Raw genomic sequence first — 15,661 nt, forward strand, 5'->3', positions numbered from 1 at the left:
CTATACAATTCCCCTTTCTAACTTTGTTAAATTAGGTCTAAGATGAGTGAGAAGTTGCAGTCGATCGACAACAATGTGATTGTTCTCATTAATATACGCACATTCTGCCGCCTCCGCTCCGTCTTCTTTCTCTTCCGGAGCCCGCATTGCCACATCACTAATTCGAAGTTGCATCGGGTTCATAACAGATGCAGCGATTACAGCATCTGAATCCCCATAATACCCCGCATGTGCAATTCCTCTTAATGATCCTACGACAAAAATATTCCCCCCAGCGATAACCGTTCCGCCTGGATTAACATCACCAATTAACAATAAATTTCCTTTTACATGTAAAACTTGTCCAGAGCGAACAATTTTGGAAATAGGGACGATTTCTGTTTCTTCTTTCCAAGCTATTGCTTCCTCTTTCGTTATAACATCACTTTCAATCGAATCCACAACGAGATTCTTTTTATTACGAATTAACGTACGAATCTCTTCTTGTTGGACTTCTGTTAAATAACGGTTTCCTACTTTCACATGCACTTCAATTAAAGAGCGTCCATCACCATCATAGTAATGTGTAGAAAGCTTTTCATCCAATTCCTTCAATAATTCAGAGAATGAACAGCAATCATCTAAATGAAGGGTTATTCCGTCTTTTGTCCCTTTTATTGTTACATTTTGTTGCTTTTTTTCTTCCACTAAAGTTCACCCCACCGATTCAATTCGACATAAAATTAGAAAATCCTTTTTTCTTTTTCTTCCATCGCTTTTGAAAGACGCACTAAATATCGTCTCAGTGGGAAACAAACTATCAATAAGAAAATTGCATTTAGCAATAAAGTAGACAGGAGACGATCTGTGAAAAAGACATACGCCGACATATGAGTACGTCCTAACAAAGTTAAAAATCCATACACATAATACTCTAATGCTACTATGCTAGCTAGTACGATAGAAGTAACAATAAATAAATTCAATTGTAGTACCTTCATCACACTATAAACTAAATAAACTAAAATCGGATACGCAAAAATATATATACCAACAAGTTCCGTGTATACGGTATCAAATAAGAAACCAAATAATAGTCCGTAATAAATCCCTTGGACCGGACTATAGTACACAGTAATAAAACATAACACAATGATAAAGAAATGAGGTGATGCTATACTGTCTTTCCAAAAAACCTCTGTTGGAACAATAGTAGCAAACATATTTTCAAATAAAAAAGCAAAAAGGAGCAAAAGAGGAAGAGCTGCTCTTTTTAAAATCTTCATCATCTCTTCTCCCCCTCCTATTCTAATGGCGCTGAAGGCGTTTCACGTTTCGCAACTACAACATGCTCTACGTCATTTAAATCAGCGGCTGGCTTTACATAAGCTGTTTTTGTTAAACCGTATGGATCCTGCTGAACTTCAACGATTTTTCCAATTACAAGACCTTTCGGGAAAATATCACCAAGTCCAGATGTTACAACTAATTGATCTTTAGCTACCTTAGCATCAGAACCAATCTTTGTGAAAAGAAGTAAGTGCTTTTCTTTGTCATAACCTTCAATCAATCCAAAGATTTTCTCATCACCTTGTACGATAGCAGAAACACGATTTGTTCGGCTCATAGAACTTAACAGCTCTACTGATGATGTAAACTGAGATACACTTTTCACTCGTCCCACTAAACCTTGGGGAGTTAATACAGCCATATCTTTTTTTATTCCTTGCTGTGCCCCTTTATCAAGTCCAACTAAATCGTACCATTTATCTGGATTACGAGAAACAACAGTCGCTGGAATTTCAGTATAACCGCTATTTAACTTATCTTTACCCGTTAACTCTTGTAACTTCTTGTTATCATCTTCTAATTGTTTTACTTTCCCTGATAGACCTGCATAATTGTCTAATTTTGCTTTTAATTCTTTATTCTCTTCATACGTGCGCTTTACATCCTCTACATTTTCGAAGAATCCAGCTACGTATTTCGCTGGCTTTTGGAATACACGTTCTACAACACCGACAGTGTCTTTAACAAACTGCTCTGGCCATGTTAAACTGTTCCGTTCTTTCAATGAGATTCCAATCAATGCCACGAGAAGAATAATACTAACTAACAAAACAATTAATCTTTTGTTTAAGAAAAACTGTGGCACGTTCACACCCTCTTAATTTCATTGATTTTTATTTTGCAATATTATCGAGCAGCAGTTTTGAAAAGATCGATATTGTCTAATGCTTTACCCGTTCCAATTGCTACGCAATCTAATGGATCTTCTGCAACAAGAACTGGCATATTTGTTTCTTCACTAATTACTTTATCTAAATTACGTAGTAATGCTCCGCCACCTGTTAATACGATGCCACGGTCCATAATGTCTGCCGCTAATTCTGGTGGAGTTTTCTCTAACGTATTTTTAACAGATTCTACAATGGCATCTACTGTATCTTTTAATGCATCTGCAATTTCTTCTGGTTGAATTAGTACTGTTTTTGGTAAACCACTTACTAAATCACGACCACGAATTTCCATAGGCTCGATACCTTCTGGCTCGCCTGCAGAACCGATTTCTAATTTTAATGCTTCAGCTGTTCTTTCACCGATCATTAAGTTGTAGCTTTTCTTAATGTACTGAATGATTGAATCATCCATATCATCACCAGCAACACGAACTGATTGACTTGTTACAATACCACCTAAAGAAATGATTGCAACTTCTGTTGTACCGCCACCAATATCAACAACCATGCTACCAGTTGGTTCCCAAACAGGTAAGTTTGCACCAATTGCTGCTGCAAATGGTTCTTCGATAGGATAAGCATCACGAGCACCAGCTTGACGAGTCGCATCGATTACTGCACGTCTTTCTACAGCTGTAATACCAGATGGTACACATACCATTACATAAGGCTTACGTGAGAAGAATCCATTTGATTTTTGAGCTTGTTGAATGTAATATTTCATCATTGTTGCTGTTGTTTCGTAATCAGCAATTACACCGTCTTTCATCGGGCGAAGTGCCACAACGTTTCCTGGTGTACGACCAATCATTTGTTTTGCATCGCTACCTACAGCAACGATTTGTTTCGTATCAGTTTGTAACGCTACTACTGAAGGTTCACGTAAAACTACACCTTTTCCCTTTACATATACAAGCGTGTTCGCAGTTCCTAAGTCTATTCCAAGATCGCGAGTAAAGCCACCAAATCCAAACATATTATTTATCTTCCTTTCTTGTTTTCACGGACTCATTTTTTCTTACTTTATATTATAAAAACAGTACGTTTTTTATATCTTTATCCTTTTTGTAGATAATTTTCTACAAAAAACTCATAAATCACATTATAAAACAAAATAAGTAAAAAGCATAGTCTTAAATATGACCTTTTTCCTTTAAACTCACGAATTTATGGTCACCTATTATAATATGATCGAGCACTTCAATTCCGATAATCCGGCCGCATTCTACTAAGCGTTTTGTTACTTCAATGTCTTCTCGGCTCGGCGCAGGGTCTCCTGAGGGATGGTTATGAAGACATATGATAGAGGCTGCTGCACGGCGAAACGCTTCTTTAAAAACTTCCCTTGGATGTACAATTGATGAGTTTAAACTTCCAATGAAAATCGTTTGCCTATGTATAACTTGATTCTTTGTGTTCAAATATAGACATACAAAATGCTCCTGCTGCAGGAAGCGCATTTCTTCCATCATATATGTGGCGCAATCTTCCGGGCTTCGAATGCTGTATCTATTTTGATATTCTAAACGCACCATTCTTCTACCGAGTTCAAAAGCAGCGATGAGCTGTGATGCCTTCGCAACTCCAACACCATGTATACTCACTAACTCTTCTAGCGTTGCGTCTTTCAACATACGTAAACCATCAAAATGATGCAAAATTTTATCCGATAACTTTAAAACTGTTTCTTCTTTAGAACCTGTTCTGAGTAACACTGCAAGAAGCTCCCGATTGGATAAACTTCCAGCCCCTTCTAACAATAAACGCTCCCGTGGCTGTTCTTCTTTGACAACATCACGAATACCGTTCATTTCTCCACCCCTTTATTTGTTCTCTCAAAGAAAATCCCATGCAGTTTTACGCATGGGTTACATCAATATTAAATTGTTTTAATTCCCGAACAAGACGTGAAATTGGTAACCCAACTACACTATAGTAGTCCCCTTGAATATGTTGAACAAAAATAGATCCTTTACCTTGAATCCCATAACTTCCTGCTTTATCCAAAGGCTCTTTTGATGCAATGTATGTGTCAATTTCCTCTTCTGTTAATTCCCAAAACGTAACTTCTGTACGCTCGTAAAAAGTGACTGTTTTGTCCTTTGCTATAATTGCAACACCTGTATACACCTCATGTGTTTTCCCTGATAATAATTGCAACATTTCTTTCGCCTCAGCCTCATTAGATGGCTTTCCAAGAATACGCGACTCATATGTAACAATTGTGTCTGCACCTAACACAATATAATCACTGTTATTTTCTGCTACCGCAGATGCTTTTTGCAGGGCAAGGGACATAACAATATCAGAAGGCGATGAATACGCACCAATCGTTTCTTCTACTTCACTTACAACAATTTCAAATGGTACACCCGCTAACTCAAGCAATTCCTTCCTGCGAGGTGATCCTGAAGCTAAAATAATTTTTTTCATATTTTCTCCTTCCTTTCTCACATGAAGCAGAATCATTTATATCAATCGTATCAAAGGAATAGTTTGTCCACAAATAAAAGAAATATTATTTTCTCTAAACAAAATAATACTTCCTTACCAAAACACGATTATATTCCTGTCATAGAGAAAGCACTTTACTCTAAATTCAAAAGAAAAGAAAGAAGCCTTTACACTTCTTCCTTCGTCATTTCATTATCCTATTATTTCACCTTTTGTGAAACAATTTTTTCGTATGAAAGTATACCATCAATGATAACTTGATTTAATTTCGCTAATGATTCCTTATCATCTTTTCCGTCCTTCACTGTTTGCACAGCTACCGACGTATACATATACAATTTCTTCGCTTCTTCCTGCTTCATACTTTTCCCTTCTTTTTCAATCGCTTTCCACTCTTTTTCGATCGCACCTATATCTTTTGTATTACTTTTTTCACTAGCTTGTACGCTAGAAGCATATTTTGCTAAATGAGTATATAATGGCTGTACTTTTGTTAAAAACGCCCCAACTTCTTTATCATCTTTAAGTAACGCTTTATCTGTTATATCCCAGTCCTTTTTCAATACGGAGACATTATCTTTTTTATACTGCGTCATTAATTGGTTTATGCCTTGTTCATCGCTAGCAATACCAACAACTAATGCATACTTATCACCGCTCGGTTTTAAGGCTGCTACACCTCCATTACCTTTCCACTCTTCAAGAGCGGCCTGTCCCTTTTCTTCAGAAGAATAGATTCCTCCTTGAACAAAAAATAATTTCATTGGATCTAATGACGTTCCTGTCTGTGCTTTTGTTTTTTCCTCTTTTGGTGCTGGTGTTTGTTCTGCCGTTCCACCCACCTTTGATTCTTCCTTTCGCATCTGCTTCGAAGCTGTTACTTCGCTTCCTCCTGTCGCACCTTGTCCTTTCAGTAACTGTAGCATCCCCATCCCAAACGCCGTACCAATAATAATTGCAGTTGCAACGATTGCAATTAACGTATTGCTCCACTTCTTTCGATTTTTTTCCGTAGACGCTACTTTCGATTTTTGAAACAGAACAACGTTTTTTGGCCTTTCACTTTCTACTACCATCCAATCAAATTCATCTTTCTTCTTCTCCTCATACTTCGCTTCTGTTCCATTCACTTTCACTGAGATCGTTCGTGATTGCTTGTCCATACACTCACACCTCACCTCTTATCGTTGTCCGCATCATATCATATTCATTTCACAAAAAAACGAGATATTTGTCAGAGGAATTCGCCAAATAACCCTATATATTTATCTTATATGTATGCATTTGACTTCATTTGTAGAACAAAAAAACTAGATAGCAAAGACTATCTAGTTTTTTTCGCGAATATATTTTCGAACTTCCGAAATGAAATAAAGAGAACCTGTTATGATAAAAACATCATTTTCTCCAAGCATTTCAACCTTCGTATCAATTGCCTCTTTCCAATTTTCAAAAACTAATTTTGACTCTTCCTTTGCATACGATGCAAGTTTGTCAGCAGAAATCGCACGATCAAAGGCGAATGTTGTAAAAATAATTTCATCGGCGATGCTTTCTAATTGACCTACCATATTGTGCAATTGTTTATCACCAAGGGCAGTAAATAAAACTATTACATTTTTATCTTTGTAATGTGATTCTACCGTTTTCACAAGACTTTCAATACCTTCTGGGTTATGAGCACCATCTATAATAATATCCGGATTACTTTGCAGTTTTTCAAAGCGCCCCACCCAATACGCTTCCTGTAATCCAGTTCTTATTTCTTCTTCCTCAATTAAAAATGATAAGTATGTTTTTACATACATGACTGCCATAAGTGCAAGTGCTGCGTTTCCTACTTGATGGCTGCCTTTCATTGAAATTCGCACATCTTCAAAAGAGGCGAAAGGGCAAGTGAAATCGAAATGTTCTCCATCTTCGCTAGACTGTTTATGTAACGATGTAAAATGGTTGCCCATCTCGTATACATTTGCATGATTTTCCTTTGCAACTTTTTGAATGACTTGCAACGCTTCCTCATCTTGCACACCAGTAATAACCGGAACACCAGACTTAATAATTCCCGCCTTTTCATATGCAATTTCTCCTAATGTATTACCTAAAATATGCATATGATCGTGACCGATATTCGTAATAATCGTGAGAACTGGATGAATCACATTCGTAGAATCAAAGCGCCCTCCAAGCCCTGTTTCAAATAAAACAACATCACAGAAATTAACTTTACCGAAGTAACAAATTGCCATAACAGTAATAATTTCAAACTCAGTCGCTTCCCCTAAATCCGTTTCATCTAGTTTTTCAACGACTGGCTTTACCATCTTTACAAGTTCAGTAATCTCTTCATCTGCAATTGGTGTTCCATTCACACTAATACGCTCGTTAAATGTTTCAATATAAGGGGAGGTAAATGTTCCTACCTTATATTTTGCATTTTCTAACATGTAGCGCATATATGTTAACGTTGAACCTTTTCCATTTGTACCAGCAAGATGAACACATTTTATGTGACGTTCTGGATTTCCGAGTTCTTCTAGCATCCATCTCATTCTTTCTAATCCCGGTTTAATACCAAATTTCAATCGGCTATGAATCCACCCTATCGCTTCTTCGTATGTATGTATCACGTATGCTTTCCCCTTTCAAAAGACAACCTTCACCTTTCTATTATACGCAAAGAAAAGAGACTCACCAATATAGTGAGTCTCTAAAAAACATTTTTATTTCTCAAGATCTGCTAGACGTTGGCGAACTGCTTCGCGTTTTTCTAGGTAATCTTGCTCTTTCGCACGCTCTCCTTCAATAACTGCTGCAGGAGCTTTCGCTACGAAACCTTGGTTTGAAAGTTTCTTCTGTACACGTTCTACTTCTTTGTCGAACTTCTCAAGCTCTTTCTCAAGACGTGCTCTCTCTTCATCAAGATTGATAAGATCAGCTAACGGTAAGAATAACTCTGCACCTGTTACGATTGCAGTCATCGCTTTTTCTGGCGCTTGTAAATCCGTTTGAATTGTTAATTCGCTTGGGTTACAGAAACGCTCAATGTAAGAACTATTTTTCGTAAGTTGAGCAAGTACAGCCTCATCTTTTGCTTTAATTTGCATTTGAACTTTTTTGCTCATTGGCGTATTAACTTCTGCACGAATGTTACGAACAGAGCGAATGATATCAACTAGAAGGTGCATTTCTGCTGCAGCTTCTGTATCTTGTAAATCTTCGCGAACTGTTGGCCATGCTGCTACTGTAATAGATTCGCCTTCGTGCGGTAAATGTTGCCAAATCTTCTCTGTTACGAATGGCATGAATGGGTGTAATAGACGCATTGTTTGGTCTAATACGTAAGCTAAAATAGAACGAGTTGTTTTCTTAGCTGCTTCATCTTCACCGTATAGAGGAAGTTTCGCCATTTCGATGTACCAGTCACAGAAATCATCCCAGATGAAGTTGTATAATGAGCGACCAGCTTCACCGAACTCATATTTATCCATGTTTCGCGTTACACTTTCGATTGTTTCATTTAAGCGAGTTAAAATCCACTTATCTGCAACTGATTTTTCACCAGTTAAATCGATTTCTTCATATTTCATGTCATCCATGTTCATTAATACGAAACGTGATGCATTCCAAATTTTATTAATGAAGTTCCAAGTAGATTCTACTTTCTCCATGCTGAAGCGTAAATCTTGACCTGGTGCACTTCCTGTTGATAAGAAGAAACGCATTGCATCTGCACCGTACTTCTCGATAACTTCCATTGGGTCAATACCGTTACCAAGAGATTTACTCATTTTACGTCCTTGCTCATCACGAACTAAACCGTGAATTAATACATCTTTAAATGGACGCTCGCCTGTAAACTCTAAACCTTGGAAAATCATACGAGATACCCAGAAGAAGATGATGTCATAACCAGTTACTAGTGCATCTGTTGAATAGTAACGTTTGAAGTCTGCTGCATCTTCATTTGGCCAACCAAGTGTTGAGAATGGCCATAACGCTGAACTGAACCATGTATCAAGTACGTCGTTATCTTGATTCCAGTTTTCAATATCTGCTGGTGCTTCTGTACCTACGTATACTTCACCAGTTTCTTTATGATACCAAGCTGGAATGCGGTGTCCCCACCATAATTGACGAGAAATACACCAGTCGTGAATGTTTTCCATCCAACGTAAATATGTGTTTTCGAAACGATCTGGTACGAACGTTACTTTCTCTTCTTCTTTTTGCTGAAGCGCTACTGCCTTCTCAGCAAGTGGAGCCATTTTTACGAACCATTGTGTTGATAAGTAAGGCTCAACAACTGCACCACTACGCTCACTATGACCTACTGAATGCATATGAGGCTCGATTTCTACTAATACGCCCGCTTCTTGTAAATCTTTTACTAACGCTTTACGGCACTCGAAACGATCCATACCGTTATACTTACCAGCTTTTTCGTTCATCGTTCCATCTTCGTTCATTACTAAGATACGTGGTAAGTCATGACGGTTACCTACTTCAAAGTCATTCGGGTCATGAGCTGGCGTAATTTTTACAACACCTGTTCCGAAATCTTTTTCTACATACTCATCAGCAATAATCGGAATCTCACGGCCTACGATTGGAAGTGTAACTGTTTTTCCGATTAAATGCTTGTAACGATCGTCTTCTGGATGAACCGCTACCGCTGTATCACCAAGCATCGTTTCTGGACGAGTTGTTGCAAGACGAATGTGACCAGATCCATCTGTTAACGGATAGTTCATATGGTAGAATGCACCTTGAACTTCTTTATGAATTACTTCAATATCAGAAAGAGCTGTGCGTGTTGCCGGGTCCCAGTTGATAATATATTCACCGCGGTAAATTAAGCCTTTTTCGTATAATTGAACGAATACTTTATTAACCGCATCAGATAAACCTTCGTCTAATGTGAAACGTTCGCGAGAATAGTCTAGTCCTAAACCAACTTTCCCCCATTGTTGACGAATGTGAGAAGCGTATTCTTCTTTCCATTCCCAAGCCTTTTCAAGGAATTTCTCACGGCCAAGATCGTAACGTGAAATACCTTCTTCACGAAGTTTCCCTTCTACTTTCGCTTGTGTTGCGATACCCGCATGGTCCATTCCTGGAAGCCACAATACATCGTAACCTTGCATACGCTTCGTACGAGTTAAAATATCTTGAAGAGTTGTATCCCAAGCATGACCTAAGTGTAACTTACCAGTTACGTTCGGAGGTGGAATTACAATTGTATACGGTTGTTTCTTCTCGTCTCCTGTTGCTTCAAAATATTTGCCTTCTAACCACCACTGATAAAGGCCTTCTTCAACGGACATATGATCATATTTAGTTGGTAAATTCTTTTCCGTGTTTGACATTATTTTCCCTCCTTAAAATAAAAAATGCCCCTCATCCAAAAAAGGACGAGGGACATCGCGGTACCACCTTTATTTACAAACAAATTCAGGAATTTGCTTATACTCTTAATTTGATAACGGACAAATCCGTCTTTTCCTAATGAGAACTATTCCGTTCAGAAAAGATGCTCCAGGGCTACCTTCTAACATAACTATCTAGAGAATCTCTCAGCTAATGATTCTCCTCTCTGAAGACGTTTCTTGTTATACTCTTCCCCTTCAAGGCATTTATGTGATTGTTAATTATTATATACAATAGTGTAAAAAACGAAACCTTATTCGTCAAGATAAATTTAAGACTACAGCTTTTTGAGTAAAAAAAGAAGATAAGTAGCATCCTCTACTTACCTTCTTTATCCGTTCCCTTGCTGGGCAGCTTGTAATTGCGAAAGAAAATATTCTATATTACTAACGAGCCAATGCGCTTGTTGCAAACTCTTTACTCCGAGAAGTTCATTTTCCTCATTACGCCGCTCTCTTCTTTTCTTATAAGACTGGATTTGCCGAATAAATTGCGATGGATACGTCATATACGCAAACATGAGTAGTTGCTCTTCTTTCGTAAAAGGGAAATTTTTTTGATACATTTGATACCATTCAAACCGATCACTTCGCGCAATTGGATATGTGTTTAAAGACCGAGAATAAAAGCCTACAATATCTTGCACAGGTGTTGCAAACTTCGATTTTTCTAAACTAATAAAATAGCCATTCCGTTCATAATCAAATAAAAAATGATTAAGCGATACGTTACCATGTACAAAAGTAATGCGCGTTGTTTCTTTTTCTTTCATTGCATCGTTCCACTCATTTAATTGCTTCGTTGCAAACTCACGCGCTCTCATTACATGATGATAGTACGTACAATACTGCAATTCAAACGGAGACATATACCACTTCGCTTCCGATTCTACAAGAAACTCTTCTAACATCTCTCCATCATTTTCCCAACGATTGGATATATTTGTATAATGTTTTTCTAAATCCTCTTCTGTATACGTTTCTTCCTTTACCGTTTTTTGGTGCAACGTTCCGAGAGTCTGAAACATTTTATGGTATTGATCATTATCCTCGCCGTTCCCTTCCGCACGCTCTAACCAAGGCATTAAATAATAATTATACGTACCATCACTTAAAATATAATTTCCGTCCGTCGCATGATATATAGGTACATAATTTGAAAAACCTTTCTCCTTCAAATATTGAATATGATGCAAAAAGTTATTCCGCTCTAACTTCCTGCCTTCTATTTTCTTGAGCGCATATGGACCTTGATTCGTATAAATTTTCGTCACACTTCCGTGCTCTTCCATATGCTGCGTATCCAATCTATATTGCCTTACAATGGGTTCATAACGATTTCGTAATTCCATATCCATACGAATAACCCTTTCTATTCAAAACATAGCCTTTAGAAAAATAAGTGAGTGAAAACACTCACTTATTTCGCTTTTGCTCTTGAAACAGGAATATAAATAATTTGTCCTGTAGTTAAATATATATCTTCTGTTTGATTGACACGGTATAAGTTTTGTACAGATGTTTCATAACGTTCTGCAACAGATTCGATCGTATCTCCTTCTTGCACAAAATACATTCTTAACTTTGTAAATTCTTCTTCCGGTTCTTTCGTAAATAATTTCGTTAAATAAAGCGCATTTTCATCCCGCTGTGAATACGTTTCCTCTTCTTGTACTTCTTGTTTTTTCGCTTGTTCTTTCTTGAAATCTTTTCTTCCGAACAATTCAAATTGCGGCGTTGTTTCTTTCTCCTCTTCACGCTCTACAAATTCATGTTCTTCTATTTCCTCTTCTTCTACTTCCTGCTCTTTTCTTTCTTCTAGTTGGAACGGTTCAAATGCGTAATCTTCCCACTCATCTGATTCCTTATAGGCTGGCTCTTCGACTTGTGGCGTTGGTCTAGTTTCATGCTCTTGCGCAGAATCATCCTCTAACTCAGCATACGCCGTTTCTTCCTCCTCATCCTCAATTCTTTCTTCATCACATAAACCTGTAATAGATATATCCGCTAATAATTGTAAGCAACCATTTTCCTTTAGTTCATAATCAAATTCCTCGATAGATACATATAGTTCTTCAATTACTTTCACACGGTTTCTTGGGATTGATATTTCAAGCGGGAAGGAATGAACAAGTTCATTAACCCCATCTTCTCTCGTTTCTACATAATCAATGGACTTCGCTGGCGATAGATCTCTTAATGAATAAGCTGAATCATCTTGCCTTGCAACATACTCTCCCGTTAAATCTAATTGCCCTCTCACAATTACCTCATGATCAAGCTCTTCTATCTCAACGTCTGGATCTAACGAAATTGACAAAAGTTCTTCGACTTCCTGTCCTTTTTGGAACCAAACAGATTCTTTTAATGAAAAACGTAATGAATGATCTGTTGCCACTTCTTTTCCCCCTCCCAAACTATATGTCATTACAGATTTATGTACGGAAAGCTGACTTTATGAATAAAAAAAATCGCTCCCCTTACGGAGAGCGATTTTTTTATTCAATTAAGCTTTTAATTTTGACATTGCAATTTCAGCCGCTGCAATCGTCGCTTCAATATCTGCATCACTATGTGCTGTCGATAAGAATAAACCTTCAAATTGGGATGGCGGTAAAAATACACCTTGTTCTACCATTTCACGATAGTAAGCCGCAAAGAACTCTAAGTTTGAAGATTTTGCTGCATCGTAATTAATAACTGGTTCATCTGTAAAGAAGATACCAATCATAGAACCCGCACGATTGATATGATGTGGAATGCCATGTTTTTCAGCCGCTTTACGTAAGCCAGCTTCTAACATTTCAGCTTTACGCTCAAATTCTACATACGATTCTGGCGTTAACTGTACTAACGTTTCATAACCTGCTGCCATTGCTAGTGGGTTACCTGATAAAGTACCTGCTTGATAAATCGGTCCGCTCGGTGCAACTTGGCGCATAATTTCTGCTTTACCACCGTATGCTCCTACCGGTAATCCACCACCGATTACTTTACCTAAACAAGTTAAATCAGGTGTTACACCGTAATAACCTTGTCCACAATTATAAGCAACACGGAATCCTGTCATTACTTCATCAAAAATAAGCAATGCACCATTTTGCTCTGTTACTTCACGAAGACCTTCTAAAAATCCTGGTTGCGGAGGAACAACACCCATATTCCCTGCTACTGGTTCTACAATGACACAAGCAATATCATCACCGAATTGTTCGAAAGCGTATTTCACACTTTCTAAATCGTTATACGCTACTGTAATCGTATTTTTCGCTACACCTTCTGGTACACCAGGGCTATCTGGTAAACCTAACGTTGCTACACCAGAACCCGCTTTAATTAATAACGAGTCACCATGACCGTGATAACAACCGATAAATTTCAAAATTTTGTTACGCCCTGTATAACCACGAGCTAAACGTAGCGCACTCATTGTCGCTTCTGTTCCAGAGTTAACCATACGCACAATCTCAATTGATGGAACACGCTCAATAACAAGTTTCGCTAATTTATTTTCAATTTCCGTTGGAGCACCGAAGCTCGTACCTTTTTCAGCAACAGCTTTTAAAGCCTCAACAACACGATCATTTGCATGACCATGAATTAATGGACCCCATGATAATACGTAATCGATGTATTCATTTCCATCGATATCATATACTTTAGAGCCTTTTCCACGCTCCATAAACAACGGATTCATACCGACAGACTTAAAAGCACGAACTGGGCTATTTACGCCACCAGGCATTAAATCTTGAGCCTCTTCAAACGCTGCAATCGACTTATCAAACTTTTTCATTATTTAGCGCCTCCTTCTTGTAACCATCTTGCTGCATCTTTCGCATGATACGTAATAATTAAATCTGCTCCTGCGCGTTTCATACTAATTAATTTTTCAAGTACAACTTCTTTTTCATTAATCCAGCCATTTTGCGCTGCCGCTTTAATCATTGAATATTCACCGCTTACGTTATAAGCAACGACTGGTAAATTAAAGTTATTTTTCACATCACGAACGATATCTAAGTAAGAAAGAGCTGGCTTTACAATTAAGAAATCTGCCCCTTCCATTACATCTGATTCTGCTTCACGGAATGCTTCCATGCGGTTCGCTGGGTCCATTTGATATGTTTTACGATCACCAAATTGCGGTGCACCATGCGCCGCATCACGGAATGGTCCATAAAATGCTGATGAATATTTAACAGCGTACGACATAACTGGTACATGTCCAAAACCATTTTCATCTAATGCGTGGCGAATTGCTGTTACGAATCCGTCCATCATGTTTGATGGCGCAATAATGTCCGCTCCTGCTTTCGCTTGGCTTACAGCTGTTTTTGCAAGAACTGCAAGAGACTCGTCATTTAAAATAATACCATCTTCAATTACACCGCAATGACCATGGCTTGTGAATTGACATAAACATGTATCCGCAACTACTACTAGATCAGGGAATTCACCTTTAATTTGCTGAATCGCACGTTGCACAATTCCATGATCACAATATGCTGATGATCCAACTTCATCTTTTTCAGCAGGTAAACCAAATACAATAACAGAACGAATACCTAAATCAACAACTTCTTGCATTTCAGCTTGCAATAAATCTAAAGATATTTGATATACGCCTGGCATAGAAGGCACTTCATTACGAACATTCTCTCCTTCTAATACAAAAATAGGGTAAATAAAATCTTCCGTATGTAAAAACGTTTCACGCACAAGCGCACGCATGCCTCCACTTTGTCTTAAGCGACGATGACGATTAAATTGTAAAGAGTTCATAGATTTCTATCCCCATTCTTTTATTTTATAGATTCACAAACACATTGTAGTAATGCTTCTACAGTGTACTCTTTCGGCATAATAATATGCGGAAAATAAAGGCTCGCCTCTTTTTCCGTAATAGGCCCTATACAAGCAATTGTACATTTTTTTGTCCATTCTCTCCAGTTTGTATCCTCAAGTAAACGAACAAAACTAGTAACAGTGGAAGGGCTCGTAAATGTAATAATGTCTACTTTCCCTAACTTCAACGCTTCTATAAGCTCTTGCTTTTTCTCTACATTTTCTTTCGTACCATATACGATAAGCTCATCTAGAGAAACACCCATTTCACGAAGCGCAACTGGAATTACGTCTCTTGCTAAATTCCCTTTCGGAAATAAAATACGTTCGTTTCCACTTAATCTTTTTACAAACTCTTCTGCAAATACTTCTGCAACAAATGAAGTTGGAACAAAATCCACTCGATAGCCTCGCTTTTCTAACTCTAACTTTGTTTTCACACCTACTGCAGCAATTTTAGTCGTTACAGGTAGCTTCTGTCTCAAACGATCTAGAAAAAAAGCTACCCCATTTTTACTCGTAAAAATAACCCAGTCATACGAATGTAACTGCCCTGCTATATGTTGAATTTGCCTATGAGACATACCTTCCATACGCAAAAGCGGAATTTCCAATGGAATTCCGCCCTTTTCTTTCACCGCTACACTCATTTGTTTTGCTTGATGCTGGGCACGCGTAACCAATACCGTTTTGCCAGCGAGAGCGTTCATA

The 15,661-nt window shown here is 37.9% G+C and carries 14 protein-coding genes and 1 other annotated feature; all 14 genes read right to left on the reverse strand.

The annotated features are described in order from the left end of the window. Positions 1 to 687 carry a septum site-determining protein MinC gene (gene minC / locus MR070_RS03605; RefSeq protein WP_000391517.1) on the reverse strand — a complete coding sequence of 229 codons (687 nt, stop codon included), beginning with the start codon at positions 685 to 687 and terminating at the stop codon, positions 1 to 3. Between the two features lie 35 nt (positions 688 to 722). Further along, a complete protein-coding gene (gene mreD / locus MR070_RS03610) occupies positions 723 to 1,268 on the reverse strand; it encodes a rod shape-determining protein MreD (protein ID WP_000975746.1) in 546 nt (181 codons plus the stop codon). Positions 1,269 to 1,282: 14 nt separating this feature from the next. Continuing rightward, positions 1,283 to 2,134: a rod shape-determining protein MreC gene (mreC, locus tag MR070_RS03615; RefSeq protein WP_242260547.1), complete on the reverse strand. Its 852-nt coding sequence runs from the start codon at positions 2,132 to 2,134 to the stop codon at positions 1,283 to 1,285. Positions 2,135 to 2,175: 41 nt separating this feature from the next. Further along, positions 2,176 to 3,195, reverse strand: coding sequence for a cell shape-determining protein MreB (gene mreB, locus MR070_RS03620; RefSeq protein ID WP_000466737.1), 1,020 nt, complete (start codon positions 3,193 to 3,195; stop codon positions 2,176 to 2,178). 157 nt (positions 3,196 to 3,352) lie between these two features. Beyond that, complete coding sequence (gene radC, locus MR070_RS03625; RefSeq protein WP_001013383.1) at positions 3,353 to 4,030, reverse strand: DNA repair protein RadC; 678 nt, start codon at positions 4,028 to 4,030, stop codon at positions 3,353 to 3,355. A 46-nt stretch (positions 4,031 to 4,076) separates the two neighbouring features. Next, positions 4,077 to 4,652, reverse strand: coding sequence for a Maf family protein (locus MR070_RS03630; RefSeq protein WP_000720488.1), 576 nt, complete (start codon positions 4,650 to 4,652; stop codon positions 4,077 to 4,079). 221 nt (positions 4,653 to 4,873) lie between these two features. Beyond that, a complete protein-coding gene (locus MR070_RS03635; RefSeq protein ID WP_044791195.1) occupies positions 4,874 to 5,836 on the reverse strand; it encodes a hypothetical protein in 963 nt (320 codons plus the stop codon). Positions 5,837 to 6,001: 165 nt separating this feature from the next. Further along, positions 6,002 to 7,303 (reverse strand): bifunctional folylpolyglutamate synthase/dihydrofolate synthase, encoded by a 1,302-nt coding sequence (locus MR070_RS03640; RefSeq protein ID WP_044791194.1) that lies wholly within the window; start codon positions 7,301 to 7,303, stop codon positions 6,002 to 6,004. A gap of 93 nt (positions 7,304 to 7,396) precedes the next feature. Then, the gene (locus tag MR070_RS03645) at positions 7,397 to 10,042 is read right to left on the reverse strand and encodes a valine--tRNA ligase (RefSeq protein ID WP_074607668.1); all 2,646 of its coding nucleotides are present in this window, start codon (positions 10,040 to 10,042) and stop codon (positions 7,397 to 7,399) included. Between the two features lie 38 nt (positions 10,043 to 10,080). Next, positions 10,081 to 10,313: a binding site (T-box leader), on the reverse strand. A gap of 121 nt (positions 10,314 to 10,434) precedes the next feature. Continuing rightward, positions 10,435 to 11,460 (reverse strand): spore coat protein YsxE, encoded by a 1,026-nt coding sequence (gene ysxE, locus MR070_RS03650; RefSeq protein WP_000367002.1) that lies wholly within the window; start codon positions 11,458 to 11,460, stop codon positions 10,435 to 10,437. 62 nt (positions 11,461 to 11,522) lie between these two features. Next, complete coding sequence (gene spoVID / locus MR070_RS03655; RefSeq protein ID WP_000179737.1) at positions 11,523 to 12,500, reverse strand: stage VI sporulation protein D; 978 nt, start codon at positions 12,498 to 12,500, stop codon at positions 11,523 to 11,525. A gap of 108 nt (positions 12,501 to 12,608) precedes the next feature. Beyond that, positions 12,609 to 13,898 (reverse strand): glutamate-1-semialdehyde 2,1-aminomutase, encoded by a 1,290-nt coding sequence (gene hemL, locus MR070_RS03660; protein ID WP_000712926.1) that lies wholly within the window; start codon positions 13,896 to 13,898, stop codon positions 12,609 to 12,611. Further along, positions 13,898 to 14,887 (reverse strand): porphobilinogen synthase, encoded by a 990-nt coding sequence (gene hemB, locus MR070_RS03665; RefSeq protein WP_001087058.1) that lies wholly within the window; start codon positions 14,885 to 14,887, stop codon positions 13,898 to 13,900. Before hemB ends, hemL begins: the two co-directional genes overlap by 1 nt. A gap of 20 nt (positions 14,888 to 14,907) precedes the next feature. Then, entirely contained in the window at positions 14,908 to 15,660 is a 753-nt protein-coding gene (gene hemD / locus MR070_RS03670) for a uroporphyrinogen-III synthase (protein ID WP_242260549.1), read from the reverse strand. Position 15,661 lies beyond the last annotated feature (1 nt).

This window comes from Bacillus cereus group sp. BfR-BA-01453, assembly GCF_022662915.1.
Classification (GTDB): Bacteria; Bacillota; Bacilli; order Bacillales; family Bacillaceae_G; genus Bacillus_A; species Bacillus_A paranthracis.